Annotated in this window: 27 protein-coding genes and 1 pseudogene; 17 read left to right on the forward strand and 11 right to left on the reverse strand. The window is 66.1% G+C overall.

Going from position 1 to position 26623, the window contains the following annotated elements:
- Nucleotides 1-100 precede the first annotated feature (100 nt).
- Nucleotides 101-439, reverse strand: a pseudogene (locus tag CEX88_RS04765) (SAM-dependent methyltransferase); the annotation flags it as partial.
- A 112-nt stretch (nt 440-551) separates the two neighbouring features.
- On the reverse strand, nt 552-1442 hold the full coding sequence (locus CEX88_RS04770; protein ID WP_094292598.1) for an oxygenase MpaB family protein: 891 nt from the start codon (nt 1440-1442) through the stop codon (nt 552-554).
- A gap of 80 nt (nt 1443-1522) precedes the next feature.
- Between CEX88_RS04770 and CEX88_RS04775 the strand changes: the two genes are divergently transcribed.
- Entirely contained in the window at nt 1523-2143 is a 621-nt protein-coding gene (locus CEX88_RS04775; protein ID WP_066848323.1) for a TetR/AcrR family transcriptional regulator, read from the forward strand.
- A 5-nt stretch (nt 2144-2148) separates the two neighbouring features.
- On the opposite strand, the gene CEX88_RS04780 is transcribed toward CEX88_RS04775, so the two are convergent.
- The gene (locus tag CEX88_RS04780; RefSeq protein ID WP_066847764.1) at nt 2149-2724 is read right to left on the reverse strand and encodes a VOC family protein; all 576 of its coding nucleotides are present in this window, start codon (nt 2722-2724) and stop codon (nt 2149-2151) included.
- A 195-nt stretch (nt 2725-2919) separates the two neighbouring features.
- Here CEX88_RS04780 and CEX88_RS04785 point away from each other — a divergent pair, with 195 nt between their 5' ends.
- The 5 genes from CEX88_RS04785 (at nt 2920) to CEX88_RS04805 (ending at nt 8006) form a co-directional block, all read left to right on the forward strand.
- Nucleotides 2920-4062, forward strand: a complete 1143-nt coding sequence (locus CEX88_RS04785) for an alpha/beta hydrolase (RefSeq protein WP_094292599.1) — start codon at nt 2920-2922, stop codon at nt 4060-4062.
- The gene (locus tag CEX88_RS04790) at nt 4038-5075 is read left to right on the forward strand and encodes a 2-hydroxyacid dehydrogenase (protein WP_238381947.1); all 1038 of its coding nucleotides are present in this window, start codon (nt 4038-4040) and stop codon (nt 5073-5075) included. The genes CEX88_RS04785 and CEX88_RS04790 overlap by 25 nt, the downstream gene beginning before the upstream one ends.
- A gap of 9 nt (nt 5076-5084) precedes the next feature.
- On the forward strand, nt 5085-7316 hold the full coding sequence (locus tag CEX88_RS04795) for an acyl-CoA dehydrogenase family protein (protein WP_094292600.1): 2232 nt from the start codon (nt 5085-5087) through the stop codon (nt 7314-7316).
- 62 nt (nt 7317-7378) lie between these two features.
- Nucleotides 7379-7654, forward strand: a complete 276-nt coding sequence (locus tag CEX88_RS04800; RefSeq protein WP_238381948.1) for a hypothetical protein — start codon at nt 7379-7381, stop codon at nt 7652-7654.
- A 40-nt stretch (nt 7655-7694) separates the two neighbouring features.
- Entirely contained in the window at nt 7695-8006 is a 312-nt protein-coding gene (locus CEX88_RS04805; protein ID WP_094292601.1) for a hypothetical protein, read from the forward strand.
- 12 nt (nt 8007-8018) lie between these two features.
- On the opposite strand, the gene fadD2 is transcribed toward CEX88_RS04805, so the two are convergent.
- On the reverse strand, nt 8019-9866 hold the full coding sequence (fadD2, locus tag CEX88_RS04810) for a long-chain-fatty-acid--CoA ligase FadD2 (RefSeq protein ID WP_094292602.1): 1848 nt from the start codon (nt 9864-9866) through the stop codon (nt 8019-8021).
- A 55-nt stretch (nt 9867-9921) separates the two neighbouring features.
- Between fadD2 and CEX88_RS04815 the strand changes: the two genes are divergently transcribed.
- From CEX88_RS04815 to CEX88_RS04825, 3 genes are all read left to right on the forward strand, one after another.
- On the forward strand, nt 9922-11166 hold the full coding sequence (locus tag CEX88_RS04815; protein ID WP_094292603.1) for a DNA polymerase domain-containing protein: 1245 nt from the start codon (nt 9922-9924) through the stop codon (nt 11164-11166).
- 119 nt (nt 11167-11285) lie between these two features.
- Complete coding sequence (locus CEX88_RS04820; RefSeq protein ID WP_064417530.1) at nt 11286-11696, forward strand: STAS domain-containing protein; 411 nt, start codon at nt 11286-11288, stop codon at nt 11694-11696.
- A gap of 135 nt (nt 11697-11831) precedes the next feature.
- Nucleotides 11832-12203 (forward strand): NYN domain-containing protein, encoded by a 372-nt coding sequence (locus CEX88_RS04825; protein ID WP_066847775.1) that lies wholly within the window; start codon nt 11832-11834, stop codon nt 12201-12203.
- Here the strand turns inward: CEX88_RS04825 and CEX88_RS04830 are convergent.
- The gene (locus CEX88_RS04830) at nt 12187-12822 is read right to left on the reverse strand and encodes a TIGR03086 family metal-binding protein (RefSeq protein WP_066847777.1); all 636 of its coding nucleotides are present in this window, start codon (nt 12820-12822) and stop codon (nt 12187-12189) included. The genes CEX88_RS04825 and CEX88_RS04830 overlap by 17 nt on opposite strands.
- 51 nt (nt 12823-12873) lie before the next feature.
- Between CEX88_RS04830 and CEX88_RS04835 the strand changes: the two genes are divergently transcribed.
- Nucleotides 12874-13308, forward strand: coding sequence for a MarR family winged helix-turn-helix transcriptional regulator (locus CEX88_RS04835; RefSeq protein WP_066847780.1), 435 nt, complete (start codon nt 12874-12876; stop codon nt 13306-13308).
- Between the two features lie 10 nt (nt 13309-13318).
- Entirely contained in the window at nt 13319-14731 is a 1413-nt protein-coding gene (locus CEX88_RS04840; RefSeq protein ID WP_066847782.1) for an NCS2 family permease, read from the forward strand.
- A 5-nt stretch (nt 14732-14736) separates the two neighbouring features.
- On the opposite strand, the gene CEX88_RS04845 is transcribed toward CEX88_RS04840, so the two are convergent.
- Nucleotides 14737-15402: an IF2 family translation initiation factor gene (locus CEX88_RS04845; protein ID WP_094292604.1), complete on the reverse strand. Its 666-nt coding sequence runs from the start codon at nt 15400-15402 to the stop codon at nt 14737-14739.
- 26 nt (nt 15403-15428) lie between these two features.
- A complete protein-coding gene (locus CEX88_RS04850) occupies nt 15429-15977 on the reverse strand; it encodes a CsbD family protein (protein WP_094292605.1) in 549 nt (182 codons plus the stop codon).
- 239 nt (nt 15978-16216) lie between these two features.
- Between CEX88_RS04850 and CEX88_RS04855 the strand changes: the two genes are divergently transcribed.
- The 3 genes from CEX88_RS04855 to CEX88_RS04865 are packed head-to-tail and all read left to right on the forward strand — an operon-like array spanning nt 16217 to nt 19300.
- The gene (locus tag CEX88_RS04855) at nt 16217-17251 is read left to right on the forward strand and encodes a CobW family GTP-binding protein (protein ID WP_094292819.1); all 1035 of its coding nucleotides are present in this window, start codon (nt 16217-16219) and stop codon (nt 17249-17251) included.
- 27 nt (nt 17252-17278) lie between these two features.
- Nucleotides 17279-18238 (forward strand): non-homologous end-joining DNA ligase, encoded by a 960-nt coding sequence (gene ligD, locus CEX88_RS04860; protein WP_066847791.1) that lies wholly within the window; start codon nt 17279-17281, stop codon nt 18236-18238.
- Between the two features lie 60 nt (nt 18239-18298).
- Nucleotides 18299-19300, forward strand: a complete 1002-nt coding sequence (locus tag CEX88_RS04865; RefSeq protein ID WP_094292606.1) for a YihY/virulence factor BrkB family protein — start codon at nt 18299-18301, stop codon at nt 19298-19300.
- Here the strand turns inward: CEX88_RS04865 and CEX88_RS04870 are convergent.
- Together CEX88_RS04870 and CEX88_RS04875 are read right to left on the reverse strand one after the other, a co-directional pair.
- Nucleotides 19267-19884: a nitroreductase family protein gene (locus CEX88_RS04870; protein WP_094292820.1), complete on the reverse strand. Its 618-nt coding sequence runs from the start codon at nt 19882-19884 to the stop codon at nt 19267-19269. The genes CEX88_RS04865 and CEX88_RS04870 overlap by 34 nt on opposite strands.
- Nucleotides 19885-19922: 38 nt before the next feature.
- Nucleotides 19923-21008, reverse strand: coding sequence for an NAD(P)H-dependent amine dehydrogenase family protein (locus CEX88_RS04875; protein ID WP_094292821.1), 1086 nt, complete (start codon nt 21006-21008; stop codon nt 19923-19925).
- A 122-nt stretch (nt 21009-21130) separates the two neighbouring features.
- Between CEX88_RS04875 and CEX88_RS04880 the strand changes: the two genes are divergently transcribed.
- Nucleotides 21131-22039 carry an enoyl-CoA hydratase gene (locus CEX88_RS04880; protein WP_064396093.1) on the forward strand — a complete coding sequence of 303 codons (909 nt, stop codon included), beginning with the start codon at nt 21131-21133 and terminating at the stop codon, nt 22037-22039.
- A gap of 106 nt (nt 22040-22145) precedes the next feature.
- Here the strand turns inward: CEX88_RS04880 and CEX88_RS04885 are convergent, their stop codons facing one another.
- Nucleotides 22146-23156, reverse strand: coding sequence for an acyl-CoA dehydrogenase family protein (locus tag CEX88_RS04885; protein ID WP_094292607.1), 1011 nt, complete (start codon nt 23154-23156; stop codon nt 22146-22148).
- A gap of 102 nt (nt 23157-23258) precedes the next feature.
- Between CEX88_RS04885 and CEX88_RS04890 the strand changes: the two genes are divergently transcribed.
- Nucleotides 23259-24419: an acyl-CoA dehydrogenase family protein gene (locus tag CEX88_RS04890; protein WP_094292608.1), complete on the forward strand. Its 1161-nt coding sequence runs from the start codon at nt 23259-23261 to the stop codon at nt 24417-24419.
- Here CEX88_RS04890 and CEX88_RS04895 read toward each other — a convergent pair.
- Nucleotides 24408-25196 (reverse strand): TetR/AcrR family transcriptional regulator, encoded by a 789-nt coding sequence (locus CEX88_RS04895; protein WP_066847806.1) that lies wholly within the window; start codon nt 25194-25196, stop codon nt 24408-24410. The two genes, CEX88_RS04890 and CEX88_RS04895, sit on opposite strands and share 12 nt — an antisense overlap.
- A 223-nt stretch (nt 25197-25419) precedes the next feature.
- Here CEX88_RS04895 and CEX88_RS04900 point away from each other — a divergent pair, with 223 nt between their 5' ends.
- Nucleotides 25420-26607: an amidohydrolase family protein gene (locus CEX88_RS04900; RefSeq protein WP_094292609.1), complete on the forward strand. Its 1188-nt coding sequence runs from the start codon at nt 25420-25422 to the stop codon at nt 26605-26607.
- Nucleotides 26608-26623: the final 16 nt, after the last annotated feature.

The raw sequence follows: 26623 nt of genomic DNA on the forward strand, positions 1-26623 counted from the left end.
CAGTCATCGTCGCGGCCTCCGACCCCTCCTCGGGCACCGGCCGGCCGTTCTCAGACAACCAGTCCTCGAGGCGTGTGGCCTCGGCACGCCACCCGCGGGCGCGGTACGCGCGCGAATCCAAGCCCGCGGCCAGCAGCACAATCTGCCGGACTCCCGCGTCGGCGGCGGCGCGAAAATAGTTGTCGAAGTACCTGGTGCGGACGGCCTGGAAGTCCACGAACGCCGTGCCGAAGTCGTCGGTTCGCAGAGGATGGTCGGGCGCTCTTCCGTCGAGCAGATCCGCCCACTCACCACCCACCGCGCGGCAGAACGTCTCGGCGAAGGGGTCGACAGCGATCGGGTGCGGCTTCTGCGCCTCCAGCGCCCGGGCCGCAGCGACGAATAACGCGGTGGAGCCGACGCTGGTAGTGATGTCCCAGGTGTCGTTGTCGTTGCGCATGTACTTGTTGTACGCCGACAATCTGACAGCGCTCTGTCAGGCCAAGTGCCACGCAGACCGGTGGCCTCAAGTGTGCAGTCAGATCGGAGATAGGCGGGCCGCGCCGAACTGACTACACCAGCGGCCGGCCCGTGCGCACCCGCCAGTCCAGGTCTTTGAGCAGCACGTTGAACGGGAACTGCCGGACGAACCGCGGCATCACATTGTTGATGCGGCCCAGCATGGCCATCACCCGGTTGAACCGGCGCTGCTTCTTCGCGTCCCACGGCAGTCGCATCTCGTCGCGGAACCGCTGAGGCAGGAAGCCGGTCGTGATGAAGAGGCTGAACGCATCGGTGCGCTTCTGCAGCCACACCGGAGCCTTGAGGTCGCCGAGCCGGCCCGCGGCGATGGGCCACAGGTACTCCCGCACCGCGTCGTCGATGTGGACCTTGTCCAGCGACTCCTGCCAGTACTCGTCGAAGGCCTTGCGATCGGCCGGCCACATCTCCGCGGGAACCTGCAGCGTGGTGCCCAGCGCCGCACCGTCGCGGTAGTGGCGGTCGGCCGATTCGTCGTCCATCTCGCCGACGAAGACCCGGTATACGTCGACGAAGCCCTTGTACAGGCAAGCTGCCACCCACAGCTGCAGATCTTTATTGAACGCGTTGTACTCGACGGGGCTGTCCGGCAGCGAGTACACCTCGGCGTGCGACCGGTTGACCGCACGCCGGTACGTGGCCTTCTGCTCATCGGTGCCCGCGAGCGCGACCGCAAGATAGGTGAACGTCGTCCGCGCCCGCTTGATCGGGTGCCGATCCGCGCGGCCACTCTCGACTCGGCTGTCTTTGACGCCGTATCCGACGCCAGGCCGCGAGAGTTCCATGATCACGTTGGCCGGACCCGACAGCAGGCCGATCCCGAGCATGGCGTCCCCTGGCGCGACGTTGCGACGCAGCTTGCGCCCGGGCAGCGGCGCGTCGTTGACCGGTCTTCCGACGTGGTCGATCGGCTGGGAAACCATCGGGGAACCCCTATCGCAATGTGAGAACATGTGTTTCCTGATATTGCCTCCGCTCGGTGCCGGGTGTCAAGATGGCGGTCATGGCACAGGTACGGCCCTACCGGGGCGTCGCCGCGGTCCAGCGCCTCGCGCAGCGCCGGCTGCGCCTGCTCGACGCCGGACTCGAGCTGCTCGGCGCGGGTGCCGACGATCTCGCCGAGTTGACAGTGCGGGCGATCTGCGCCAAGGCCGGCCTGGGTGTCCGCTACTTCTACGAGACGTTCCACGACAAGGACGACTTCGCCGCCCAGGTCTACGACTGGGTGATCGCCGATATCGCGGCGACGACCCAGGCGGCCGTCGCGGCCGCGCCGCCCCGCGAGCAGCCGCGCGCGGCCATGGCGAACATCGTGCACACCATCGCCGCAGACCTGCGCGTGGGTCGCCTGGTGTTCAGCGTTGAATTGTCGAACACGGTGATCACGCGCAAACGCGTCGAGTCCACAGCCCTGTTCGCACAGTTGCTGCTGCAGCACGCGGGCGCGGTCGGCCCGTACGAGAACGAACTCGACGAAGCGACGGCGCATTTCGCGGTCGGCGGGGTGGGCCAGACGATCAGCACGTGGCTGGCGGGGCGCCTAGATCTGGATGCCGACCAACTCATCGACCGGCTCGCGGCGAACATCAACGCGATCTCAGGTGTGCCGACGAACGACGCCTGACCAGCTCAGGCGGTCACCCTCGGGCGCCGCTCCGCGGCGGTCCTCGGCGTAGCTCTCGCGTCACTCTCGCCGAACTCTTTGGTCCAGCAGGCGAATTCGAGCGTAATGCCGTCCGGGTCGAGGAAGTAAAACGACCTGACGTAAACGCCGGGATGCACCGTCGGCGAAACCTGGGCCTCGCTATCGTCATGATTGAGCACAGGACCGACCCGCACGCCCTTGGCCTTGAGCCGCTGCCGATATTCGTCGAATTTCTCGGCGGGTACGTGAAATGCCAGATGGTTCATCGTGCTGACGGCGCTGACGATGTCCCCGATCCCCGGAATGGCCTCGGGCGAGGAGACGCCGGGAACCCGGTCCGGCGCGTCGGCGAACCAAAAGAATGCGACACAGTCGCCGTTACCGGCGTCGAAGAAGAAGTGCTGCCCCATGCCTCCCGGCAGATCGAGCGACTTTATCAACGGCATACCGAGGACGTTGCTGTAGAAGTCGACGGTTTTCGCCATATCCGAGCACACCAGCGCGACATGGTTGATGCCGCCGAGTTCGAACTCGGTGTTGGGATTGTCGGGCCTGATCACTGGGCGCCTCCTAGCGCGAATCTCTGGCCAGAAACGCAAATCGAATTTAGCATCAGGGGCAATCACGAGCAATGACGAACGGACCAGCACCGTTATGACGATCGTCCCGCGCGTCCCACCGCCGGTCAGACCGATCATCAAGATCGTTGAACAGCCTGTAGCCCTTGCTTTTTGGCTCGGCAGAAGGCAACCCGGATGACCAAAACGCCATCGAGCACCGCAACGCCGGGTGTCATCCGTGAGTTCGTCGGCCTCGATTCCCCGACCGCCCGGCGGGCGGGTGCGGGTGGGCATCCGTGCCAGGGCCTCTATCACCGCGGGGTGGGCCGCAAACCGAAGGTCGCGATGATCGCCACGCACTACCAGATCGATTTCTCCGAGCACTATCTCGCCGACTACATGGCCACCCGCGGCATCGGTTTCCTGGGCTGGAACACCCGTTATCGCGGATTCGAGAGCAGCTTCCTGCTCGACCATGCGCTAGTGGACATCGGTGTCGGCGTGCGATGGCTGCGCGAGGTCCAAGGCGTGGAAACCATTGTGCTGCTCGGAAACTCCGGGGGTGGATCGTTGATGGCGGCCTACCAGGCACAGGCCGTCGACCCACATGTGACACCGCTTCCGGGAATGCGTCCCGCAACGGGCCTGACCGACCTGCCTGCCGCCGACGGGTACGTCTCGACCGCGGCGCATCCCGGCCGCCCCGACGTGCTGACCGCCTGGATGGACGCGGCGGTCGTCGACGAGACCGACGCGGTCGCAAGCGATCCCGATCTCGATCTCTTTGAGGAGAATAACGGCCCACCGTTCTCGACCGAGTTCGTCGAGCGGTACCGGGCCGCTCAGATCGCACGAAACCACGCAATCACGGACTGGGCCGAGGCCGAACTCGAGCATGTGCGTGCATCCGGTTTCTCCGACCGCCCGTTCACGGTGCTGCGGACATGGGCGGACCCGCGCATGGTCGATCCCGCCCTGGAGCCGACGAAGCGACCCGCGAACATGTGTTATGCCGGAGTGCCGATGCAGGCCAACAGATCTGCACGCGGTATCGCTGCGGCCTGCACATTGCGCAACTGGATCGGCATGTGGAGCCTTCGACACGCCCAAACTCGCGCCGAACCGCACCTCAACCGGATCACGTGCCCGGCTCTGGTGATCAACGCCGACCAGGACACCGGCGTGTTCCCGTCGGACGCCCAGCACATCTTCGACGCGCTTGCCGGCTCGGACAAGATGCAGTTCTCGATCGACACCGATCATTACTTCACTACTCCCGGGGCGCGCAGTGAACAAGCCGATACCATCGCCAAGTGGATCGCGAAGCGGTGGCGTTAGACGCCGACCCGTCGCGCGAACGCTCGCCGCTGAGGGTCCTCGCTCACTTCATTCCCGGTCCGAAGTCCATCGATTTCGTGGCACCGCAATCTGATTGGCTCGACATCCGCTACTGCGCCGAGGACGACGACACCGCCTTCTACCGGGAGCTTCCCGAGGCCGAGGTGATCTGGCATGTGCTTCGACCGATTTCGGGAGACGATCTCGCCCAAGCGCGACGCTGCCTGTTGGTGCACAAGATGGGCGCCGGAGTCAACACCATCGACGTGGACGCCGCGACCGCCCAAGGCATCGCGGTCGCCAACATGCCGGGGGCCAACGCACCGTCGGTAGCCGAGGGAGCCGTGTTGCTGATGCTGGCCGTCCTGCGCAGGGTGACCGAACTCGACCGCGCCACCCGGGAGGGACGGGGCTGGCCGTCCGACTCGAGCCTGGGCGAAACCGTGCGCGACATCGGCGGCTGCACCGTCGGTTTGGTCGGTTACGGCAACGTCGCCACCCGGGTCGAGAGAATCGTTGGGGCGATGGATGCCGAGGTTCTGCACACCAGCACGCGCGACGACGGCCATCGGGGCTGGCGTGCGCTACCCGACCTGCTGGCCGCCAGCGACATCGTCTCGCTGCATCTTCCGCTGACCGAGGCGACAGCGGGCATGATCGACCGCGCAGCGCTGGACCGGATGAAGCCCGGCGCCGTCCTGGTCAACACCAGCCGCGGGCCCATCGTCGACGAACCCGCCCTCGTCGACGCGCTGCGGTCTGGAAACTTGGCCGGGGCGGGCCTCGACGTCTTCGCCACCGAGCCCGTAGAGGCCGACAACCCGCTGCTCGGGCTCGACAACGTCGTGCTCACCCCGCACGTCACCTGGTACACCGCCGACACGATGCGCAGGTATCTGGAACATGGTCTGGACAACTGCCGGCGGCTGTGGGACGGCCGTGAACTGGCCAACGTCGTGAACGGTATCGTGTCTCCCAACCGACCGGTTAATGGGGACGGTCCGTCACAGTGAGGTGCAGGTATGCCCATCGCCATCAATCCTGAGCACAGCGACCTGGCCGACTCGGTGCGGTCCTTCGTCGCTCGGGTGGCGCCCTCCGAGGTGCTCCACGAAGCGCTGGAGACGCCGATTCCCAATCCGCCGCCCTACTGGAAGGGCGCGGCCGATCAAGGTCTGCAAGGTGTGCACCTGTCCGAAGACGTTGGCGGGCAAGGCTTCGGGATACTCGAGTTGGCCATCGTCGCCGCCGAGTTCGGCTACGGCGCGGTGCCGGGGCCGTTCGTTCCGTCGGCCATCGCCAGCGCACTGATCGCCGCACACGACCCCAACGCCCCACAACTAGGCGACCTGGCCTCCGGCACGACGATCGCGACCTACGCCATCGACTCGAGCCTGACCGCCACCCGCCACGGCGAAGGTGATGCCGCCGGTCTGGTCATCCGCGGCGAGGTCCGTGCCGTGCCCAGCGCCGCAGAGGCGTCGCTGCTGGTGCTCCCGGTCGCCATCGAGAGCGGCGAGGAGTGGGTGATCCTCGACGCCGACCAACTGGAGATCGAAACCGTCAAGAGCCTCGACCCGCTGCGCCCGTTGGCACACGTGCGGGCGAACGCCATCGAAGTCAGCGACGACCGGGTGCTGAGCAACCTGAGCCGGCCGCTGGCTCGCGCGCTGATCTCGACGCTGCTGTCGGCGGAGTGCATCGGCGTGGCGCGGTGGGCCACCGACACCGCCGCGGCGTACGCCAAGATTCGCGAACAGTTCGGCAGGCCCATCGGACAGTTTCAGGCCATCAAGCACAAGTGCGCTTCGATGATCGCCGACACCGAGCGGGCCACCGCCGCCGTCTGGGATGCGGCCCGCGCCATCGACGAGTTCACCGCGCACGTGCGCAGCGGAGAAGACCCCGAAACCGGTTCTGCGGAAATCGCATTCGAGTTCGCCGCTGCCGTGGCGGCCACCCTGGCGCCCGAGGCCGCCCAGCACTGCGCTCAGGACTGCATCCAGGTGCACGGCGGCATCGGGTTCACCTGGGAGCACGACACCAACGTGTACTACCGGCGCGCGCTGGTGCTTGCGGCCGGTTTCGGCAGGCACGCCGACTACCCGCAGCAAGTCGTCGACGTCGCGACCAGCACGGGGATGCGCAAACTCAACATCGATCTCGATCCCGAGACCGAGAAGCTGCGTGACGAGATCCGCGCGGAAGTGGCTGCGCTGAAAGCCATTTCACGCGAAGAGCGCAACGTCGCGATCGCCGAGGGTGGTTGGGTGCAACCGCATCTGCCCAAGCCGTGGGGACGCGCCGCCGGCCCCGTCGAGCAGATCATCATCGCCCAGGAGTTCGACACCGGCCGGGTCAAGCGCCCGCAGATGGGCATCGCGGCCTGGATCATCCCCTCGATCGTCGCGTTCGGCACGGACGAACAGCAACAGCGTTTCCTGCCGCCCACCTTCCGCGGCGAAATGATCTGGTGTCAGCTGTTTTCCGAACCCGGTGCGGGTTCGGACCTGGCCAGCCTGACGACCAAGGCCACGAAGGTCGACGGCGGCTGGCGGATCACCGGGCAGAAGATCTGGACCACCGGTGCGCAGTACTCGCAGTGGGGCGCGCTGTTGGCGCGCACCGACCCGTCGGCGCCCAAGCACAACGGGATCACCTACTTCCTGCTCGACATGGCCAGCGAGGGCGTCGAGGTCAAACCGCTTCGCGAGCTGACCGGCAACGCGATGTTCAACACGGTCTTCATCGACGACGTGTTCGTCCCCGACGAGATGGTGCTCGGTGAGGTGAACCGCGGCTGGGAGGTCAGCAGGAACACGCTGACCAACGAACGGGTTTCGATCGGCAGCAGTGAGCCGCCGTTCCTGGCCAGCCTGGCCGACTTCATCACGTTCCTTCAGGACGGGCAGTTCGACCAGATCGAGCAGAACCACGCGGGCAGGCTCATCGCCGAAGGGCATGCCGCCAAGGTGCTCAACATGCGCTCGACGCTGCTCACACTCGCCGGTGCCGATCCGATGCCGTCCGCGGCGATCTCCAAACTGCTGTCGATGAAAACCGGCCAGGGCTATGCGGAGTTCGCGGTGTCCTCGTTCGGCACCGACGGCGCGATCGGCGACCCAGAGCAAGAGCCCGGCCGGTGGGCGGAGTACCTGCTCGGCAGCAGGGCAACCACCATCTACGGCGGCACGACCGAAGTGCAGCTCAACATCATCGCCGAACGCCTGTTGGGACTGCCGCGCGATCCGTAAAAGCGCTTGCTGAAACGGCGTAGCCTGAGATCTGCGGTTGCGTCCAAGGGTTGGCGGTAGTCATGAGCGGTCTCGGTGTCCGTATCGCCCGCGTCGTCGCCGGCACGGCGGCGATGACAGGGCTGTTTCTGGCGCCGATGGTCCTTGCCGACGATCCGACGCCACGCGAACAGTCCGCGCCGTGCTATCCCGGCATCATCCCCGGGAACCCCTGGGCGAAGTCGTGCAACTTCGGGTCCCGACCGCCGCGAGTACGTGGTGGCCCGCCCGACCAGACGGCGGTGATCGCCTGCCGCGACATCCCCGGATGCCTGTCCGCGTTCGTCAACAATCCCTGATGAGCGTTTCAATGAACGTACCGACGGCAACATTTCTGTTATGACCGACGACGTCGAGAAACGCTGGGACCGGCCGAAAGCGTTCCGGGCCGCTGCCACCTACACCGCGGTGGTGGTCGCGGTGGCCGCCGTCGCCTTCGTCATCTACGCCCTTGTGTCGAAGACCTCGGTCGTGGCCGCCTCCACCGTGCCCACAATCCTGTTGCTCGGCGGTATCGGCGCGTTCATCAAGACCTACCGCGAGTGGAAGGCGAAGGGCACCTGGGTCCAGTGGCAGGGTGCCGGATGGTTCCTGCTCCTGCTGATGCTGGTGTGCCTGTCGATTCCGGGCGCGGCCGCGATGGCCGATTAAGGCACGACCTGACTATTCCGGCTGGTTGGCTTCTGCCTTCTCGTCGGCGTTTTCGTCGGCCTTCTCGTCCGACTGCTCGTCGGCCTTCTTCTCGCCGCCGCCGTCGGCCTTGGCTTTCTCGCCGCCTCCGTCGGCCTTGGCTTTCTCGCCGCCTCCGTCGGCCTTGGCTTTCTCGCCGCCTCCGTCGACGTCCATCTCCCGGAGCTCACGTTTCAGGATCTTGCCCGTTGGATTGCGCGGCAACTCGTCGAGGAAGACGACCTCGCGCGGCACCTTGTAGCGCGCCAGGTGCTCGCGGACATAACCCTTGATGTCGTCCTCACCGATCGAGGCGCCGTCGGACTTGACGACGAACGCCCGCAGCCGGTGACCCCATTCCTTGTCCTCGACACCCACCGCGGTGGCCTCGACAACCTCCGGGTGTCCGCTGATCAGGTCCTCCACCTCGGCGGGGAACACGTTCTCGCCGCCGGACACGATCATCTCGTCGTCGCGGCCACTGACGTAGAGCAGACCGTTCTCGTCGAAATAGCCGACGTCACCCGACGACATCAGACCGTCGATGATCTGCTTGTGGCCGCCGCCGGTGTAGCCCTCGAACGGGAAGAAGTTGCCGACGAAGATCCGCCCGACCTCGCCCTGGGGCAGTTCATTGCCGTCGTCGTCGAGGATCTTGACCTTCACGCCCTTCACCACCGGTCCGACGGTGGCCGGGTTCTTCTCAAGATCCTGCGGTCGCGCGATCGTGGCGAACGCGATCTCGGTCGACCCGTACAGGTTGTAGATCACGGGTCCGAGCATCTTGAGCCCGCGCTGAGCCATCTCCGCGCCCAGCTGCGACCCCGATACGAACACGATCCGCAGCGACGACAAGTCGGGCTTGCGATCCATGTCGTCAAGCGCATCGAGCATGCGCGACAACATCACTGGCACGACCACCACCGCGGTCACCTTGTGCTCCTCGATGTCCTCGAGGACCTTCTGAGCCTTGAACCGCCTGCGCAGCAACAGCGTCGTGCCCAACATCATCGAGATCGTCGCGTGCAGAAAACCCAACGCGTGGAACATCGGCGCCGGAAGCGCGGTGATCTCACCACCCTTGAACGGAACATGCGAGAGCACACCGCCGATGGGAGCGAGGGTGGGCGGTGTACTTCTGTTGGCGCCCTTGGGTGTTCCCGTCGTCCCACTGGTCAGGATGATCACCGACGAATGCTTGGTCGCCTTGGGCGCCGCCTTACCGGAGTGTCGGGAGACGAAGTCCTCGAGCGTCTCGTCGGTGCTGTTCGACGGTTCGTCCTTATCGGGGTTCACGCCGAGCGCGCGCAGCTTGCCCAGCGGCGGATCCGCTTTGGACACGGCCTGGCAGTACTCGTCGTCGTAGATGATCAGCTTGGCGCCCTCACGTTCGGACACCTCCTTGACCTGGGGCCCGGAGAACTCGCTGTTGAGCAGGATGATCCGCGCACCGGTGCGGGCCGCGCCGTACAGCGCGACGAGGAACCACCGGTGGTTGCGAGCCAGGATCGCGACCCCGTCACCGCCCTTGACACCCTTCTCCAGCAGGCCGTTGGCCACTGAATGTGCTGCGTCGTCGAGTTCCTTGAACGTCATCTCGCCGAAGTCGTCGATGATCGCGGTGCGATTAGGGGTGCGGCGGGCGTTCAGGGCCGGGATCATCCCGAACTCGCCCCAACGCCGGATGTCGGCGAGCATTCCGGCGACGTTCTGCGGTGGTTCGATCTTGAACGCTCCCGCTCCGAACATCTTGGTGGCGTAGTGCAGCTCGGCCGACCCGCGTTCGACGAGTTGTTGAGCCTTGGCGAGCGCTTGCGACGGGAGCTCGGAGAGTCTTGCCATGTCCCCACCATATGTGACCCGCGTCGCAATGCGGCCGGGAAACTAGCATGACGTTATGGCCGCACCCCGGTACCTGGAGGTCGAGGGTCACCGGGTGCCCATCAGCCACCCCGACAAGGTCGTCTTCCCCGATATCGGCGTCACCAAGTCGGACCTGATGCACTACTACCTCAGCGTCGCCGACGGCGCCCTGCGCGGTGTCCGTGACCGACCGATGATCCTCAAGCGCTTCGTCAAGGGCATCACCGAGGAGGCCGTGTTCCAGAAGCGCGCTCCGAAGAAGCGGCCTGACTTCGTCGACGTCGCCGAGTTGAAGTACGCGTCAGGGACGTCGGCGGCCGAAGCGGTGCTGCGCGATGCGGCCGGCCTGGTGTGGGCGGTCAATCTCGGATGTGTCGACCTCAACCCCCATCCGGTTCGGTCAGACGATCTCGCGCATCCCGACGAGCTGCGCGTCGACCTCGACCCGATGCCGGGTGTCGAGTGGCCTCAGATCATCGACGTCGCGATGGTCGCCCGCGACGTGCTCGAGGACCATGGGCTGACGGCGTGGCCCAAGACATCGGGATCGCGGGGCTTCCACATCTACGCCCGCATCCAGCGGCGGTGGCCGTTCAAGTTCGTCCGGCTCGCCGCACAGGCGGTGGCCCGCGAGGTCGAGCGCCGAGCGCCCGAGATCGCCACCGCACGCTGGTGGAAGGAAGAACGCGAGGGCGTCTTCGTCGATTTCAACCAGAACGCGTTCGATCGAACCGTCGCGTCGGCCTATTCGGTGCGCGCGACCCCTGACGCCAGGGTGTCGACGCCGCTGCTCTGGAGAGAGGTGCCCGGATGCCGGCCGGACGCGTTCACGATCGCGACGGTGCCACAACGTTTCGCCGAACACGGTGACCCCTGGGAGGGCATCGACGATTCAGCGGGATCGCTTGACGCGCTGCTGGACCTCGCCGACCGGCTCGGCCCGGCGGAGAGGGCACCGCGCGGGGCCAAACGTTCGAGCGGAGGAACCGGTCGGCGGGTCTCCTCTAAGCCGCTCATCGAGATCGCCCGAACGAAGACCAAGGACGAGGCGATGGCGGCGTTGGACGAATGGCGACGACGGCACTCGGCCGCAGCCGAAAAGTTGGAGCCTGCAGACATTCTGGTCGACGGTATGCGGGGTCCCAGTTCGATCTGGTACCGCATCAGGATCAACCTTCAGCACGTGCCTGAACACGAACGACCCGCCCAGGAGGAGTTGCTCGCCGACTACAGCCCGTGGGAGAACTACTCCGGACCCCAGTGGATGCAGCGCGACTGATTTGCTGGCTAACGCAAAAACTGCTTCTTACCAAAGTATTAGTCGCCGTTGGCGCTTGCCTTAATCTCGCGGCATAAGTTGGGCTTCATCGACGAAGCTGACTAATCGAGGAGGCGGTGATGTACGGGAATCCGACATTCGACTGCGCCGGGGCCCAGCTTCATGCCGTGTGCCGCCAGCTGGCAACGGTTGTGACGGTCGACGGCATCATCGACGACCGGAACATTGAACGGATCACCGCGTTCGCTCGCCGGTTCGTTCTGGCTGAGAAGCCGTTCATCCTCGATCTGAGCGAAGTGAGTTCGTGTGCAGAGCAACTCATTTCGTTGATGTACGACATCGATGAGTGCTGCTTCCACGCTGAGGTGGATTGGGCCGTCGTCGCCAGTGATGAAGTGCAACGAGTGTTGCATGCGTCCGGTGTGAGCGTCCCGGTCGCAGCATCGGTGCCCGATGCGCTTCATCACTTCGCGGAGAACATCGAGAAACGGCGTCGACTGCTGCCGCTGTTGACCCAGAAGACCGCATAGCGGAAGGCGACCAGGTGCTACTCGATATTCGTTGGCTCGGTTACCTGCTTGGCCGTCGGCATCCGACGGCCAAGCAGACCGGCCACGCGTTCTGAACCCGCCCCACCGTCGACCGACGCCGGTCCTCGACACGCGATGCGGTGGATCGTCGACGGTATGAATGTGATCGGATCGCGCCCCGACGGCTGGTGGCGTGATCGTCATCGCGCCATGGTGACCCTCGTCGAGCGGTTGGAATCCTGGCGGTCTCCCCGTGACGATGTCACCGTGGTGTTCGAACGCCCACCCAAGCCTCCGATCGACTCGTCGGCCGTCACCGTCGCTTATGCCCCGCGCCCGGCGCCCAACTCGGCCGACGACGAGATCGTCCGCCTTGTCCTCGCCGATGACCGGCCCGCCGACATCAGCGTGGCCACGTCCGACCGCACGCTTGCCGAGCGGGTACGCGAGGCCGGCGCGTCCGTCGTACCGGCGGAGAGGTTGCGCGATCTCATCGATCCGCGGTGACGCCTGCGGGCCGCCAATCGGGCGATCGGCCCAAGTGGCGCAGCACCCTATCCAGGTCGCTCGCGTCGGCCTGAGGTTCCACGGCACGCGCGAACGGTGAGTTGTCGGCCTCTCGGATTTCACCGTCAGGGACCCCCATCGCCAGGGGCACGACGGCCGCAACAACGTCGTCGGGCAACCCGAACGGCACACCGATGCTGCGGGCGACGTCCCACCCGTGCACGACGTAGTCGACGAAGTGAAAACCGATCGCCATCGCACCCGGAACCGTGACGTCCTCGCCGAACTCCGGTAGCGCGAACGTCGCCTCCAGCACCCCCTCGGCAGCGAACGCGGCCACCACCTCCGCGGCCGCGGCGGCATAGGCGCCGCCGGGGTCGGCGCGGACCGCATCCGCGACGGTCAGGGGCTCCCACACCCCGAGATCGCCGCCGGCTCCGCGAGCGGAGGCGGCAAACCCCTTGTGCTGCACGGTCATATGAGTCAGCAGGTCGCCGAGGTCCCACCCGCCACACGGCGTCGGACGATCGAGGTCGTCAACCGTCACTCGCGAGACGATATCGACGGAGGCGTTGATCGCTGTTCGATGGAGCGGTCGCGGATCACTAATCGTATGCATACACTTACGATATATACTCGCTTATCATTGGTCAACGCTTAATATCCCTGCATGCCGCCCAAGCCGCGACGACGAGACCTCGCGGCCATGCTCGCCCCGCTGATGCGCCGGCTGATCGCCCTGGAGACCCCCGTGCTCGCCGACCACGGCGTCTCGATGTGGGGTTACGCCGTGCTGTCAGCGCTCGACGAGTCCCCGGTACGCAGCCAGGCTGCCCTCGCCGAAGCCATCGGCGCCGACAAGACCCGGATCATCCCCACGCTCGACGAGCTTCAGGAACGCGGCTACATCGAGCGCATACCCGACCCGGCGGACCGGCGCGTGCGACTGCTGGAGATCACCGAATCCGGTCGCGCTCTTAAAGATTCGGTGCAGGCGGAGATCCAGCGCGGGGAGGAGCGGTGGCTTTCGGTGCTCTCGCCCGCCGACCGGCGAGCGTTCCTACGGGCCCTGCACGAGATGACGCGTGTCGAGGACACCCCATAGGGTTTGAGAAATGAACCGCCTCGACCGCTTCTTCGAGATCTCGGCGCGCGGCACGACGGTCGGCGCGGAGGCCCGCGGCGGGCTGGTCACCTTCATCGCGATGGCCTACATCATCGTGCTGAACCCGATCATCCTGTCCGGTTCCGAAGACGTCACCGGCGATCGACTGCAATTCGCCGAGGTTTCAGCGGTCACGGCGCTGGCCGCGGGCGTGATGACGATCCTGTTCGGCCTCATCGCGCGGATGCCGTTCGCGTTCGCCGCCGGTCTCGGCATCAACTCGTTCGTGGCGACGACGCTCGTCGGCTCCCTCACCTGGGCAGAAGCCATGGGACTGGTGGTGATCAACGGGCTCATCATCGTTGTACTGGCGGCGACCGGGTTGCGGCGGCTGGTCTTCGATGCCGTGCCGATGCAGCTGAAGCTGGCCATCACGGCCGGCATCGGGCTGTTCATCTTGTTCATCGGCCTCGTCGACGCCGGGTTCATCGGTTCGACGGGTGTCGCGTCACCGCCGGTCGGCCTCGGCGGTAACGGCAGCGGCTCCATCAGCACCGTGCCCACCGTCGTCTTCGCCTTCACGCTGCTTCTGACCGGCATCCTGGTGGCTCGAAAGGTGCGGGGCGGCATCCTGATCGGGCTCGTCGCCGGCACCGTCGTCGCGGTCGTGATCGAGTCGATCTGGCACCTCGGCTCCGCCGCGGACAAGCCCGGAGGCTGGAGCCTGTCGGTCCCGACGCTGTCGGGCTCACCGTTCGCGCTTCCCGACCTGTCGCTCGTCGGCGCCTTCAGCATGGACAGCTTCGGCCGCATCGGAGTGATCGCCGCGACCATGTTCGTGTTCACGCTCGTGTTCGCGAACTTCTTCGACGCTATGGGCACCTTCACGGGCCTGTCCCGCGAGGCCGGACTCGCCGACGAGAAAGGCACCTTCCCGCGCCTGCGGGCGGCGCTGGTGGTCGAAGGCGCGGGCGCCGTGGTCGGCGGCGCATCGTCGGCCTCGTCGAACACGGTGTTCGTCGAATCGGGCGCGGGCATCGGCGAGGGCGCGAGGACCGGGCTGGCCAACATCGTGACCGGCGTGCTGTTCCTCGCCGCGATGTTCATCTCACCGCTGGCGTCGGTGGTGCCGACGGAAGTGGCAGCTGCCGCGCTGGTGATCGTTGGAGCGATGATGGTGTCGCATCTGCGACACATCGACATCTCCGAGTTCTCGGTCGCGCTGCCCGTGGTGCTGACGGTGGCCACGATGCCGTTCTCGTACTCGATCGCCAACGGCATCGGCGTCGGCTTCATCGCGTGGGTGGTACTGCGGTCGGCAGCAGGAAAAGCCCGCGAGATCAGCCCACTGTTGTGGGTGGTCGCCGCGGGCTTCCTGCTGTACTTCGCGCGAGGCTGGATCGAGTCACTGCTCGGGATTTAACCCGGTCAGCGGTCGGCTTGCCGCTTTTCCTTCTCGGCGTCGGCAAGGTCGTCGATCTTGTCGGCCTGCGCACGCGTCGTGGCGGCATCGACGCGCTTGTCCTGCGCGTCGGCCATCTTGACGCTGGCCACCTTCGCTGCGCTGCGCTCGGCCGCGTCGATCTGCTCTTCTTCGCGGCGCTTGGCCGTTTCGACGTTCTTCTTGCGCTGCTCGGCGATCTCGTCGGCCTTCTTCTTGTCCTCGACGATCTTCTTCTCGGCGTTCTCGACCGCCGCGCGCTTCCGCTCCTGCGCATCGGTACGCGCCTGGCGGGCTTCGGCCTCGGTCTCCTCGAACGTCTTCTGCTTGTCCTGCAGCGCCTTCTCGCGGGTCACCTTCAGCTCTCGGCCCGCCTGCTTGACGTTCTCGTTGGCGGCCGCGTCGAGTTCTGCCGCGCGGCGCAGCGCGTCGCTGCGCTCGACGAGGGTGGCGCCGCGCTTCTGGAGCTCGTGATCACCGAGCGCCGTGCCCACCGCGGTGTCGAGCATCCCGAGGGAACGCTCGTAGAACAGCCGGGCCGGCGCTTCGTCGTCCATCCGGGCGACAAACCGGTCGTCGATCAATTGCAGCGGCACGCGGGCCACCTGGTACTGAAACTTCAGCACCGCTTTCGGAATAGCGGTGAGACTCATCGGTTCAAGCTCCTTCTACGCCCTGCTCAGGCGTCGTCGTTGAGGTTTTCGGCCTGCCGCCGGATACGGGCGGCCTCCGCTTTCGCGCTTGCCGACTCCTCGACGGCTTCGCGATGTTCTTCGAGCGCGCCGGCGAGTTGAGTGTCGGCGTCGTGCACGCCCGCCCGCTGCTGGGCCTTGGCTTCGCGTGCCTTGCGCTCGGCGTCGATTTCGGCCTGGGTGCGCTCGCGCTCGAGCTGCTGATGGGCAGCGGCTTCGGCGGCGCGCTTCTGGGCGGCCTTCTGGTTCTCCACCGCGCCCTTTTCGGCGGCCGCTTCGGCGTTCGCCGCGGTGCGCTCCTTGGCGCCTTCGCGCTTGGCCTCCACCACATCGTTGCGGGCCTCCCGCGCCTCGGCGTCGGCGACCGCGTCGATCGTGTTGGCTTCTTTACGGCGTTCGGCCTCGGCCTGCTGCAGTTGGCCTTCGGCGGTCAGCGAGTCGTTTCCGGTGATAGCGCCAAACATCTCTTTGGCCTTGCCTTTCACCGAGTCGATCAGGCCTTCGCGTGCCTGGCCGGCCTTGTCGTGGTCCGTCATTCGGGCCTCCTCTCAGGGGTCAAGGTTCCACATCCGCGCGGGTCCGAAACCCTCTGTGGGCGGATGCACAGCAAATGGCTTAGTCGCGTCGGAGATCGGGTGCGTCACCGGTGCGGCCCGGTAGCAGACCCAGACCGAGCATGCCTACAGCGAGCCCCAGGTGCAGCCGGTTCGGCGGCGTTGCTGGAACAACCATCACCGCGGGATAGCCGCTCGGGGCCGATCGAAACGCTGCGATGATGTGTCGCGTGACAGCGACGACGATTCCGGCCATCGCTCTGACCGGCTACCTCGGCGCGGGTAAGACCACGCTGCTCAACCACGTGCTGCGCCAGCCGGGTGCGCGCGTCGGCGTCATCATCAACGACTTCGGCGAACTCAACGTCGACGCCGCGCTGGTCACGGGGCAGGTCGACGAACCGGCCTCGATCGCCGGGGGCTGCATCTGCTGCCTTCCCGACGAAGGTGGGCTCGACGACGCGCTGGCCAAGCTCGCCGACCCGAAGCTCGGCCTGGACGCGATCATCATCGAGGCCAGCGGACTGGCCGACCCGATAGCGGTGTCGCGGATCATCCGATTCAGCGGGGTGGAGCGGGTGCGGCCCGGCGGCATTGTCGACGTCATCGACGCCGCCGCACATTTCGACACCGTCGACGACCACGCCACCCCGCCGGCGCGATACGGGGCGGCCACCCTTGTGGTGGTCAACAAACTCGACCAGATCTCCGAGGACGCCCGCGAAGAGACGCTCGGGCAGATCGAAAAGCGTGTGCGCGAACGGAATCCGGACGCACACGTCGTGGGTGCGACGGCCGGACGTGTCGATCCGGCGCTGCTGTACGACGTGTCCGCATCCGTCGACGTCGGCGAGCAACTCTCCCTGCGCGAACTGCTCGTCGACACCGGAGACGCACATGATCACCCGCACGTGCAGGCCGATTCGGTCACGGTGACCAGCAATGGTTGCGTCGATCCCGCGGCGCTGATCGACCTGCTCGAAACGCCACCCCCGGGCGTGTACCGACTCAAGGGCACGGTCGCGGTGCGGTACCGAGAGCGCACGCGCCGCTATGTCGTCAATGTGGTCGGCACGTCTGTCCACATCGCGAACGCGCCGTCGACGGCGGTCGCCAACGGACTCGTCGCGATCGGCACCCATGTCGACGTCGACGACGTCCGCGCGCGCATGACCGCGGCGCTGTTACCGCACGACGGCGTGGTCTCGGCCGCGGGGGTTCGGCGGCTGCAGCGCTACCGCCGACTCAGCATCTGATCGCCGCCCCGCGCTTATGGTGAGGTGATGAGCGCCGAGGAGCAGCGCGCCGGGGTCGACCTGACCAACCTCGACCAACCGTTGACCCCGGACGCCAATGCCACCAAGCGCGATCTGATCGACTACCTCGACGCGGTGTCCGATCGGATTCTTCCCGGCCTCGCGGGACGTCCCCTGACGGTGTTGCGGGTGCTGCGCGGGCGGGCACCGTTCATGCAGAAGAACGTGCCGAAGTACACCCCCGAGTGGGTGAAAACCGTCTCGATGTGGGCCGAGTCCTCCCACCGAGAGGTCCGCTATGCCCTGTGCGACGATCGGCGCACGTTGCTGTGGCTGGCCAACCAGCGCGCCGTCGAGTACCACCCCACGCTCGGGCTGGCCGAGAACATCTACCGCCCAACGCATCTGGTGCTCGACCTCGACCCGCCGGAGGGAAGCGACTTCGCGGCCGTCGTCGCCACGGCTCACCTTGTGCGGCAGGCGCTTTCGGACTGCGGCCTGGCCGGAGCGGTGAAGACGAGCGGCGCCAAGGGAGTGCACGTGTTCGTCCCGGTCGACGACAGCGCACCGGTCGACGACGTCGCGGCGGCCACCCGTGCGCTGGCCGCTCGCGCAGAATCACTCGACCCTTCCCGTGCTACTACGGCTTTCATCGTCGACGACCGCCAGGGCAAGGTTTTCATCGACTCCACCCGCGCCGGGGGCGCGACGGTCGTCGCCGCATACAGTCCCCGGTTGCGCCCCGGCACCCCTGTGTCGTTCCCGGTCGCCTGGTCGGACCTGGACCGCATCACACCGGCGGACTTCACCGTGCACACCGCGATCGACGTCCTGGGCGGCAGCGACCCATGGGCGCAGGCGATGCCGGCACCGCAGACGCTGCCCCCCGACCTGATCGAGCACGGAAGGACCATCCCCGTCGCGCGGGTGGCCGCGATGCACGAGGGCAAGCGGCGGGCGCGTGCGCGCCGCAACAAGGGCGGCTGACGTCGGATTCACCCGGCCGGTTAGCGGGTATCGACAGCGCATCGGCGGAGGGATTCCGGGATGGTGGGCTGGCTGGACCGGCTGCAGCGACGCAACCGCCGCGTGGGTTTCCTCATCGCGGTGATCTACAAGTACGTCGATGATCAAGGCGGCTATCTAGCCGCGCTGATCACCTATTACGCGTTCGTCTCCCTGTTCCCGTTGCTGTTGCTGCTGACCACCGCGCTTGGGGTCATACTCGTCGGCCGCCCGGAGATTCAGCAACAGATCCTGCAGTCCACGCTCGGCCAGTTCCCCGTCATCGGTAGCCAGCTCGAACGGCCGGAGCAACTCAGCGGTGGCGTCACGGCCGTCGTGGTCGGGATCGCCGGTGCGCTGTACGGCGGTCTCGGTGTCGGGCAGGCGCTGCAGAACGCGATGGACTCGGTATGGGCGGTGCCCCGCAACAACCGCCCGGACCCGATGCGGTCGAGGCTGCGCAGCCTGCTGTTGTTGTTCGTGCTCGGTTCGGCCGCGGTCACCGCGACCGTGTTGTCGGCGGTCGGCCACGCGACGGCCAGTTTGGGGTGGTTCGGGAAAGTGGGCGTCACCGTCGCCACCGTCGCGATCAACGCACTCATCTGCCTGGTCGCGTTCCGCGTCACCACCGCCCGTTCCGTGTCGTACCGCGACGTGCTCCCAGGCGCCCTCGCGGCAGCGGTGATATGGCAGCTGCTGCAGTGGTTCGGCGCGAACTACGTCTCCCACGTCGTCAAATCGACCAGCGCGACCAACAGCGTGTTCGCGTTGGTTCTGGGCCTGCTTGCGTTCCTGTATCTGGTTTCGGTGACGTTGGTGATGTGCGCCGAAGTCAACGTTGTGCGCGTCGACCAGCTGTATCCCCGTTCACTGATGACGCCATTCACCGACGACGTCGACCTCACTTCGGCCGACCGGCGCACCTACACCCGACGGGCGAAAGCCGAACGGGCGAAAGGCTTTCAGAAGGTCAGTGTGCGGTTCGATCCGACCCGTGAAACTTCTCCTGATCAATCCGGCGAGGTGCCGGACAGCCAGGGTTGATCCCACCTGTCCACCGCCGCCACTTCCGACAACGGCTTACGACGGACTGTGTGATGGTGGCCCGCCGGCCATCCCAGCGTCACCAACGCCGCCGGCATCCAGTCGTCCGGGATCCCGATCAATGAGCGCAACCGCTCTTCACAGCCCATGTGCCACAACGTGATCGCCGCCCCGAGCCCCTGGGCGCGGGCGGCCAACAGGAAATTCTGCACCGCCGGGAAGATCGAACCGCCTTGCTGTAGCTCGGATGCCCCAGCTTGCGGCCGGACGCAGAAGAGGACGAGACCGGGTGCGGCGCCGCCGTTCCGCATGTGGTCGGCCATCGATCTCAGCACCCGAGACCGCGGATCGTCCGCGCCGTCATCGGGAGACGTGATTCCGTAGAACCGCTGCAGCTCGTCCCACGTTCGGTGTGCGGCCGCGGTGACAAGCGCACGGGATTGCTCGGAGCGCAGCACCACGAACCGCCACGGCTGTTGGTTGGCACCCGACGGCGCCCAGCTGGCCGCTCTCAGACACCTCTGCAGCGTGGCATCGTCGACCGGTTCGTCGCGATACCGTCGCACCGCCGACGCGGTCTCCATCACCGTCCAGATGTCCGTCGACACGGCCGGGGTGGGGTTCACGACGTTGTCGTGCCGGGTAGGACGCCCCGCCATGTGCCACCGCGCACGGGTCCGGTGATCAACGGCAGGTCCAGCGTCGACAGCACTCCGGGTGGTGCGGCCATCACGGCCGGAATGGCGTTCAACTCACGCATCACGGTCGCATATGTCAAGCCACGCATATTGTTTCCACGCCCGTGCATCTCGATGTCGACGGTGTAGGTGGGCAGCCCGTCGACGATGACGCGGTAACCGCCGTGCGGGGAGGGGTGGCGCGGCCAGTCCGGAGCCGACTGCTCACCCATGCGTGTGATGTGCTCGAGCACGACGCGTTCCTCGTCGTCCACCATGCCCGCCAACTTGAACCGCATGCCGCCCATGGTGCCCGGGTCGATCCAGCCCGATGCGACCTCGTAGCGTTCGGTGGCCAACCACTTGTCGATCGTGGTGACGACGCGGTCGAGAGGAAGGCCCACGCCGTCGGCGACGAGATGGACTGTCGGTGCCCACAGCGCCGCGAGGCGCTCGGTGTCGAACAGCGGCGCCGAATGGTCGGGCGGGTGGCCGAAACCCATGAAGTCAAACATGATGTCGGGCTGGCTGATCGGGCCGTAGTCGAGTATTTCGAGCATGGTGATGGTGTCGACGCGACTGCTGAATCCAGTCATCGTCAATGCGATGACGTCGTTGGCCCACCCCGGATCCACACCACTGTTGAAGAAGCTCGTGCCCCCTTCCTCGCACGCCGACGCGATGAGCTCGGCGGTGTCCTTGTCGGCGGCAGGCGGGTAACACATCGGAACCAGGGAGGTGCACACCACGTTCTTGCCCGCGCGCAGACAGCGGGCGATGTCCTCGGCGGCCTCCCGGTAGCGGTAGTCGCCCGAGGCGAAATACGCGACCACGTCGGCATCCAGCGACAGCGCCGAGTCGATGTCGCGGGTCGCGATCACTCCGGTCGCGGGCATGCCGCACAGCGCACCGGCGTCCATGCCGTCTTTGGCCTCGGCGTGTACGACCACGCCCGCGAGGTCCAGGCCGGGGTGGGCGATCAGCGCGCGCAGCGCGCCGACACCGACCTGGCCTGGCCCCCACAGAACCACCCGCGGGTTACGTTGGCAGTCCGACATGTGCACCCTTTCAGTCGATCCATCCAACCCGTGAGAACATACCTTCTCAATAAACGACAACACCATTGCCAGATTGGCCCGATCCGGAGGACACAATGAGCGAGTATCAGTTTCTGAAGTGGGAGACGTTCGACGATGGCCAGATCGTTCGGATCTCGCTGAATCGTCCGGAGCAGCGCAATGCGCAGAATCGCGGGATGCTGGTCGAACTCGATGAGGCGTTCGCCCGCGCCGAGGCCGACGACACCGTTCGCGTGGTCATCCTCGCCGGCGAGGGACCGATGTTCTCCTCCGGCCACGACATCGGCTCCAAGCAGGCGCGGGCCGAGTTCATGCCGGGGCCGGAGCAGCATCCCACGGCGGCCATCAACGGCGGGACGCGCGAGGGCGCGGAAAAGATCATGCTGCAGGAATGGCACTACTTCTTCCAGAACAACCTGCGCTGGCGCAACCTGCGCAAGATCACGATCGCGCAGGTGCACGGTGACGTGTTCTCGGCGGGTCTGATGCTGATCTGGGCATGCGACCTGATCGTGGGCAGTGAAGAGGTGCGCTTCGCCGACGTCGTGGGCACCCGGCTGGGGATGTGCGGCATGGAGTACTTCGGCCATCCGTGGGAGTTCGGCCCGCGGCGCACCAAGGAGCTGATGTTGACCGGCGACGCCATCGACATCGAGGAGGCGTATCGACTCGGGATGGTGAGCAAGATCTTCAAGCGTGACGAATTGGCCGATCGCACACTGGAAATGGCACGGCGGATCGCCACGGTACCGACGATGGCGGCGCTGCTCATCAAGGAGTCGGTCAATCAGTCGGTCGACAACATGGGCTTCTACAACGCGCTGCAGTCGTGTTTCACGTTGCATCAGCTCAACCACTCGCACTGGGTGGGCGTGCGCGAGGACAAACGGGCGACCGCCGGTGAGGAGCAGGGCGTGCCGAACTGGCGGACCGCTCCCCCAATCGTGTTGTCGGTCAAGGATCAGGTGCGGGTCGAATCCTGACGACCGTGCCCCCGCCCCCTCCCCTCTGCGCCGAACGTGGGTTACCGTCACGCGTTCGCCGGGCGAGGCGTGCATCAACCCCACACTCGCGATAGGCAGAGCCGGGTCAGCCGGCGACTGGTCCGTAGCGGGCGTAGGCCACACGGTCCAGGGCGACCGCCGGCTCGCCGAACACCATGGCCCAGCCGCGGACCCGCCGGTAGTACAGCTGGATGTCGCCCTCCATCCCAAAGCCGTAGCCGCCGTGGATGTGCAGGCTGCGATAGGTCGCGTCACGCGCGGTCTCGTAGGCGAACGCGAAGGCCATCGCGGCCAGCTCGGTCGCGCGGTCCGGTTCGTCGGAGAACGCGCACGCCGCTTCGAAGGCCAACAGACGGGCACCGTCGGTCGCGGTGGCGCTGTCAGCAAGCGGATGTGACACGGCCTGAAAGGTGCCGATCGGGGTGCCGAACGCGTACCGCTGTTTGGCGTATTCGGCGCCGATCTCGACGGCCTTGGCCGCGGCGCCCACGAGAGCCGCGGCGGTGAGGGTGAGCCACAGGTCGACCGCGGCGGTGAACAATCGACGGGCGTGGTGACCCTCGGCGAGGACGGTGGCGTCGCCGCGCGTCACCACGTCCGCCAGCGGTAAGGAGCCGAGATTTTCGACGTGCTCACGGTCGGTCGCAGACAACGCGACGAGACGCCCGCCGACCAGGGCCACCACGGTGTCGGCCACCGCCCCGCCGGGAACCAGTCCGAGAACATCGCCGTCGCAGGACCGCGGAGCGAAGCTGACGAGCCTGTCGCCCGACATGGTGGCCGCCAACAGGTCGTCGTCGCCGCAGGCGGCCAGCAGTCGGGCGGCTATCTGCGCCTCGATCACCGGCGCCGACGCGACCGCCCGGCCGTACTGCTCGGCGATCAGCGCCAACTCGAGCTCGGAAGCCCCCCATCCGCCGTCGGATTCGCCGACCGCCATCTCGATGACACCGGTCTGGACGAGGGCCTCCCACAGCTTCGGATCGAACCCGAGAGGTTCTGCGGCACGCACCCGTTGCGACGTCGACTCGCGGGTATACATCGCGGCGAAGGAATCGACGAGTTGCCGCTGTTCGCCGGACAGGCTCAGGTCCACCGGACATCCCTCACATGCGAATATGGATACTCTCAGTTTTGAGAGTAACATTATCGCCTGCGCCGCCCGCCCGCCCGGTACGCGACAGATTGGTTCCCGCTCATGCATTTTCAGTCCGACTCCGCGACCGAAACCTTCCGGGATGGCGTCCGCAGACATCTCAGCGACGTGCTGACCCCCGACATCGAGGAACGGATCTACCGCAGCGGTGTCGCGCACGACGACGACTTCGCCAAAGGGCTGGTCGACAAGGGTTACTTCGCTCCGGGCTGGCCGACGGCGTTCGGCGGGCAGGACCGCACCGCCTGGGAAGAGCAGGCGCTCAACGAAGAACTCATGCGCACGGACGCGCCGGTATACCTGTCCGAGACCACCCGGATGGTGGCGTCGATCATCCGGCAGATCGGTACACCCGCGATGAAGGAGCGCATCCTCCCCGGCGCTTTGACAGGCGACGTCACCATCGCGCTCGGCTTCACCGAACCGGAATGCGGCTCGGATGTGGCCGCCGCGGCCACGAGGGCCGTACGAGATGGCGACGACTGGGTCATCAACGGCTCCAAAATGTTCACCACCAACGGTCACATCGCCGATTACATCTTCCTGCTGGCCCGGACGAGCCCCGACAAACCGAAGCACAAGGGGCTCACAATGTTTCTCGTGCCGACGAGCTCCGACGGCTTCGAAGCGCAAGCGGTGTGGACGCTGTCGGGCGAGCGCACCAACATCACCTTCTACAGCGACGTGCGCATCGGCGACGAGTGGCGCATCGGTGACGTCGACGCCGGCTGGCAGGTGCTGGGCCTGTCGCTACAGGACGAGCACGCGTCAGGATGGGGACCGCACATCGCGCGTCTCCTGCACCACGCCGAGGAGTGGGCGACCACGACGCGCGCGCCCGACGGATCACCTGCGATCGCGAAAACCGATGTGCGGCGGCGGATCGCGCGGGTAGCGATGGAACTCGAAGTGGCGATGCTCCTACAGCGTCGATGTGTGTGGATGACCGAGAACGGTCGTACGCCCGTCGCCGAGGGGCCGATGGCGAAAGTGTTCTCCACCGAGGCGCTCGTGCGCGCGAGCCAAGACATCGTCGAACTCGTCGGGCCCGATGCGACGCGGTCCGTCTTTGAGCCGACGGCGCCGGAGCGCGGCCGCTTCGAACACCTCATGCGCTTCGCGCTGGGCACCACGATCTATGCCGGAACCAGCGAGGTGCAGCGCACCATCATCGCTCAGAGAGGTTTGGGTCTACCCCGTTAGGTCCTTGGGTTTACGGGTGGGGCGCTTGCGTGGCGCGGCCTTGGCGGTGACAGCCTTCCTGGGGGCGTTCGCGGGCGGAGTCAGCGCCTGCAGGCACCATGCCCACAGCTGGTCCTCGGTGAGTTCAGCGCCCTTGACACCCAAGTGGAACACCCCGATCTGGGCCAGGGCGATGAGTGTCGAGTTCAACAGCGTGGTGAGCTGAGCGGGCGTCAGATCCTTGCGGACCAGCCCCGCGCGTGAGCATGCGGTGAGGATCCTGGTGAGCAGCTTCTGATGCGGCTCCCAGATCTTCGCGAAATCGGCAGGGCGCTCGATCTCCAGGCTCAAGTTGTAGATCGTCATCACGCGCCCGCCGATTGCCTCCGACGACTCCGCACGCGAGAGGAATCCTCGGCAGAACGCCTCGAGTTGTTCCATCGGACCGTCCGCGGCCGCCACCTCGTGGCGGATCGCCTCGATGAACTGACTGGTGGCATTCTCATACAGGGCCAGAAGCAGTTCTTCCTTGCCGGCGAAATGCTGGTAGAAGGCGCGCAGGCTGAGGTTCGAGCGATCGATGAGGGTCTGGATGGTGAAGTCGGCACGACCGGACTCCTCGACCAGTTCGAGGGCCGTCGCCAAGAACCTCGAACTACGCGCGAGTGCACGCGCGCGCGCTTGGCTGAGTCGCCGCTCGATCGTTCTTTCCTGCCAGCTACCCGGCATCTCGACGTCGGTCTCGACGAGTTCCAGATCGGCTTCCGAGTCGCGGGCACTCCGCTTCTTAGCAGTCATGATTACCTGAGAATACGCGTTCCGCCGCCGATCCACCTCGGCTACCTACACGCACACGTTGGCTAAAACAGCGTGACCCCGCCGGACTTCGCGCCCCGTCGAGCGGTCCGACGGTCTCGGCGTGCCGAGCGGGGCCTGTACAGTATTGTGGAAATATCGATTCTCGATTGCGAAAACAAGGGTTTCGCGATTGTGCCGCAAGCCGTTCCTAAGGAGTGCAGCGTTGACCGCAGACATCCTGATCGTCTCACCCGACGACCATCTGGTGGAACCGGCCGATCTGTGGACCAGCCGGTTACCCGAGCGTTATCGCGATGTCGGACCACGGATCGTCCGGCACCGGGGACGCATGGACCCGTCGATCACCTCCGACGTCGCGTTCATCGAGGATGACGACGGCCGCGACGCCGACATCTGGCACTACGAGGATTCGATCATCCCGATTCCGCTCATCAGCGCCGCTGCCGGTTACGAACTCGACGAACTCTCCACCGACCCGATCACCTACGACGAGATGCGACCCGGCTGCTATCGACCGGCCGACCGCCTCGCGGACATGGACCTCGCCGGCATCGAGGCCTCGGCTTGCTTCCCCAACACGCTGGTCCGGTTTTGCGGTCAGCGATTCCTCTACGCCAAGGACAAAGAGCTCGCGTTGCTCTGCGTGCAGGCCTACAACGACTTCCAGATCGACGAGTGGGGCGGCGGCTCGAACGGCAGGCTTATTCCGCTGGGCATCATCCCGCTGTGGGACGTCGAGCTCGCCGTCAAGGAGGTCGAACGGGTAGCGGCCAAGGGCATGCCTGCGGTGTGCTTCTCGGAGCTGCCTGCGCGACTGGACCTGCCGTCCATCCACAGCGGTTACTGGGACCCGTTCTTCGCCGCGTGCGAGAGCAACAATGTCGGGATCATGCTGCACATCGGGTCGAGTTCGTCGTTGACGAAGTCCTCCCCCGACTCTCCGCACGTCGTCACCAGCGCACTGATGGCGGTCAACTGCACCATCGCCCTGGTCGACTGGCTGTTCTCCGGCAAGCTGCGGCAGTTCCCCAAGCTCAAGCTCGCGTTCGCCGAGGCGCAGGCCGGGTGGATCCCCTACTACCTGCAGCGCGTCGACGAGGTCTGGGAGGACCGTCGGGCGTGGGGCGGCATCCATCCGCTGCTGACCGAGCCGCCGAGCACGCAGGTCCCCGGCCGCGTGTGGTTCTCCACCTTTGGCGACCCGGTCGCGTTCCGCATCCTCGATCTGGTGGGACCTGACCAGCTGATGTTCGAGACCGACTACCCGCACAACGACACGAATTGGCCCAACAGCATGGACGTCGCCAACAAGGCGACGGAGGGCCTCGATGAGGAGACCAAGCGGAAGGTGTTGTCCACCAACGCGAAGAACTTCTTCGGTTTGGCCTAGGCTTAACCGCCGAGAC

The sequence above is a fragment of the Mycobacterium neumannii genome (assembly GCF_002245615.1).
Taxonomy (GTDB): Bacteria; Actinomycetota; Actinomycetes; order Mycobacteriales; family Mycobacteriaceae; genus Mycobacterium; species Mycobacterium neumannii_A.

Bases quoted from the DNA above. Each gene is read 5' to 3' on its own strand.
- CEX88_RS04770 (WP_094292598.1), bottom strand. From the start codon at position 1,442: ATGGTTTCCCAGCCGATCGACCACGTCGGAAGACCGGTCAACGACGCG.
- CEX88_RS04775 (WP_066848323.1), top strand. From the start codon at position 1,523: ATGGCACAGGTACGGCCCTACCGGGGCGTCGCCGCGGTCCAGCGCCTC.
- CEX88_RS04785 (WP_094292599.1), top strand. From the start codon at position 2,920: ATGACCAAAACGCCATCGAGCACCGCAACGCCGGGTGTCATCCGTGAG.
- CEX88_RS04795 (WP_094292600.1), top strand. From the start codon at position 5,085: ATGCCCATCGCCATCAATCCTGAGCACAGCGACCTGGCCGACTCGGTG.
- CEX88_RS04800 (WP_238381948.1), top strand. From the start codon at position 7,379: ATGAGCGGTCTCGGTGTCCGTATCGCCCGCGTCGTCGCCGGCACGGCG.
- CEX88_RS04805 (WP_094292601.1), top strand. From the start codon at position 7,695: ATGACCGACGACGTCGAGAAACGCTGGGACCGGCCGAAAGCGTTCCGG.
- fadD2 (WP_094292602.1), bottom strand. From the start codon at position 9,866: ATGGCAAGACTCTCCGAGCTCCCGTCGCAAGCGCTCGCCAAGGCTCAA.
- CEX88_RS04815 (WP_094292603.1), top strand. From the start codon at position 9,922: ATGGCCGCACCCCGGTACCTGGAGGTCGAGGGTCACCGGGTGCCCATC.
- CEX88_RS04820 (WP_064417530.1), top strand. From the start codon at position 11,286: ATGTACGGGAATCCGACATTCGACTGCGCCGGGGCCCAGCTTCATGCC.
- CEX88_RS04825 (WP_066847775.1), top strand. From the start codon at position 11,832: ATGCGGTGGATCGTCGACGGTATGAATGTGATCGGATCGCGCCCCGAC.
- CEX88_RS04830 (WP_066847777.1), bottom strand. From the start codon at position 12,822: ATGCATACGATTAGTGATCCGCGACCGCTCCATCGAACAGCGATCAAC.
- CEX88_RS04835 (WP_066847780.1), top strand. From the start codon at position 12,874: ATGCCGCCCAAGCCGCGACGACGAGACCTCGCGGCCATGCTCGCCCCG.
- CEX88_RS04840 (WP_066847782.1), top strand. From the start codon at position 13,319: ATGAACCGCCTCGACCGCTTCTTCGAGATCTCGGCGCGCGGCACGACG.
- CEX88_RS04845 (WP_094292604.1), bottom strand. From the start codon at position 15,402: ATGAGTCTCACCGCTATTCCGAAAGCGGTGCTGAAGTTTCAGTACCAG.
- CEX88_RS04850 (WP_094292605.1), bottom strand. From the start codon at position 15,977: ATGACGGACCACGACAAGGCCGGCCAGGCACGCGAAGGCCTGATCGAC.
- CEX88_RS04855 (WP_094292819.1), top strand. From the start codon at position 16,217: ATGTGTCGCGTGACAGCGACGACGATTCCGGCCATCGCTCTGACCGGC.
- ligD (WP_066847791.1), top strand. From the start codon at position 17,279: ATGAGCGCCGAGGAGCAGCGCGCCGGGGTCGACCTGACCAACCTCGAC.
- CEX88_RS04865 (WP_094292606.1), top strand. From the start codon at position 18,299: ATGGTGGGCTGGCTGGACCGGCTGCAGCGACGCAACCGCCGCGTGGGT.
- CEX88_RS04870 (WP_094292820.1), bottom strand. From the start codon at position 19,884: ATGGAGACCGCGTCGGCGGTGCGACGGTATCGCGACGAACCGGTCGAC.
- CEX88_RS04880 (WP_064396093.1), top strand. From the start codon at position 21,131: ATGAGCGAGTATCAGTTTCTGAAGTGGGAGACGTTCGACGATGGCCAG.
- CEX88_RS04890 (WP_094292608.1), top strand. From the start codon at position 23,259: ATGCATTTTCAGTCCGACTCCGCGACCGAAACCTTCCGGGATGGCGTC.
- CEX88_RS04895 (WP_066847806.1), bottom strand. From the start codon at position 25,196: ATGACTGCTAAGAAGCGGAGTGCCCGCGACTCGGAAGCCGATCTGGAA.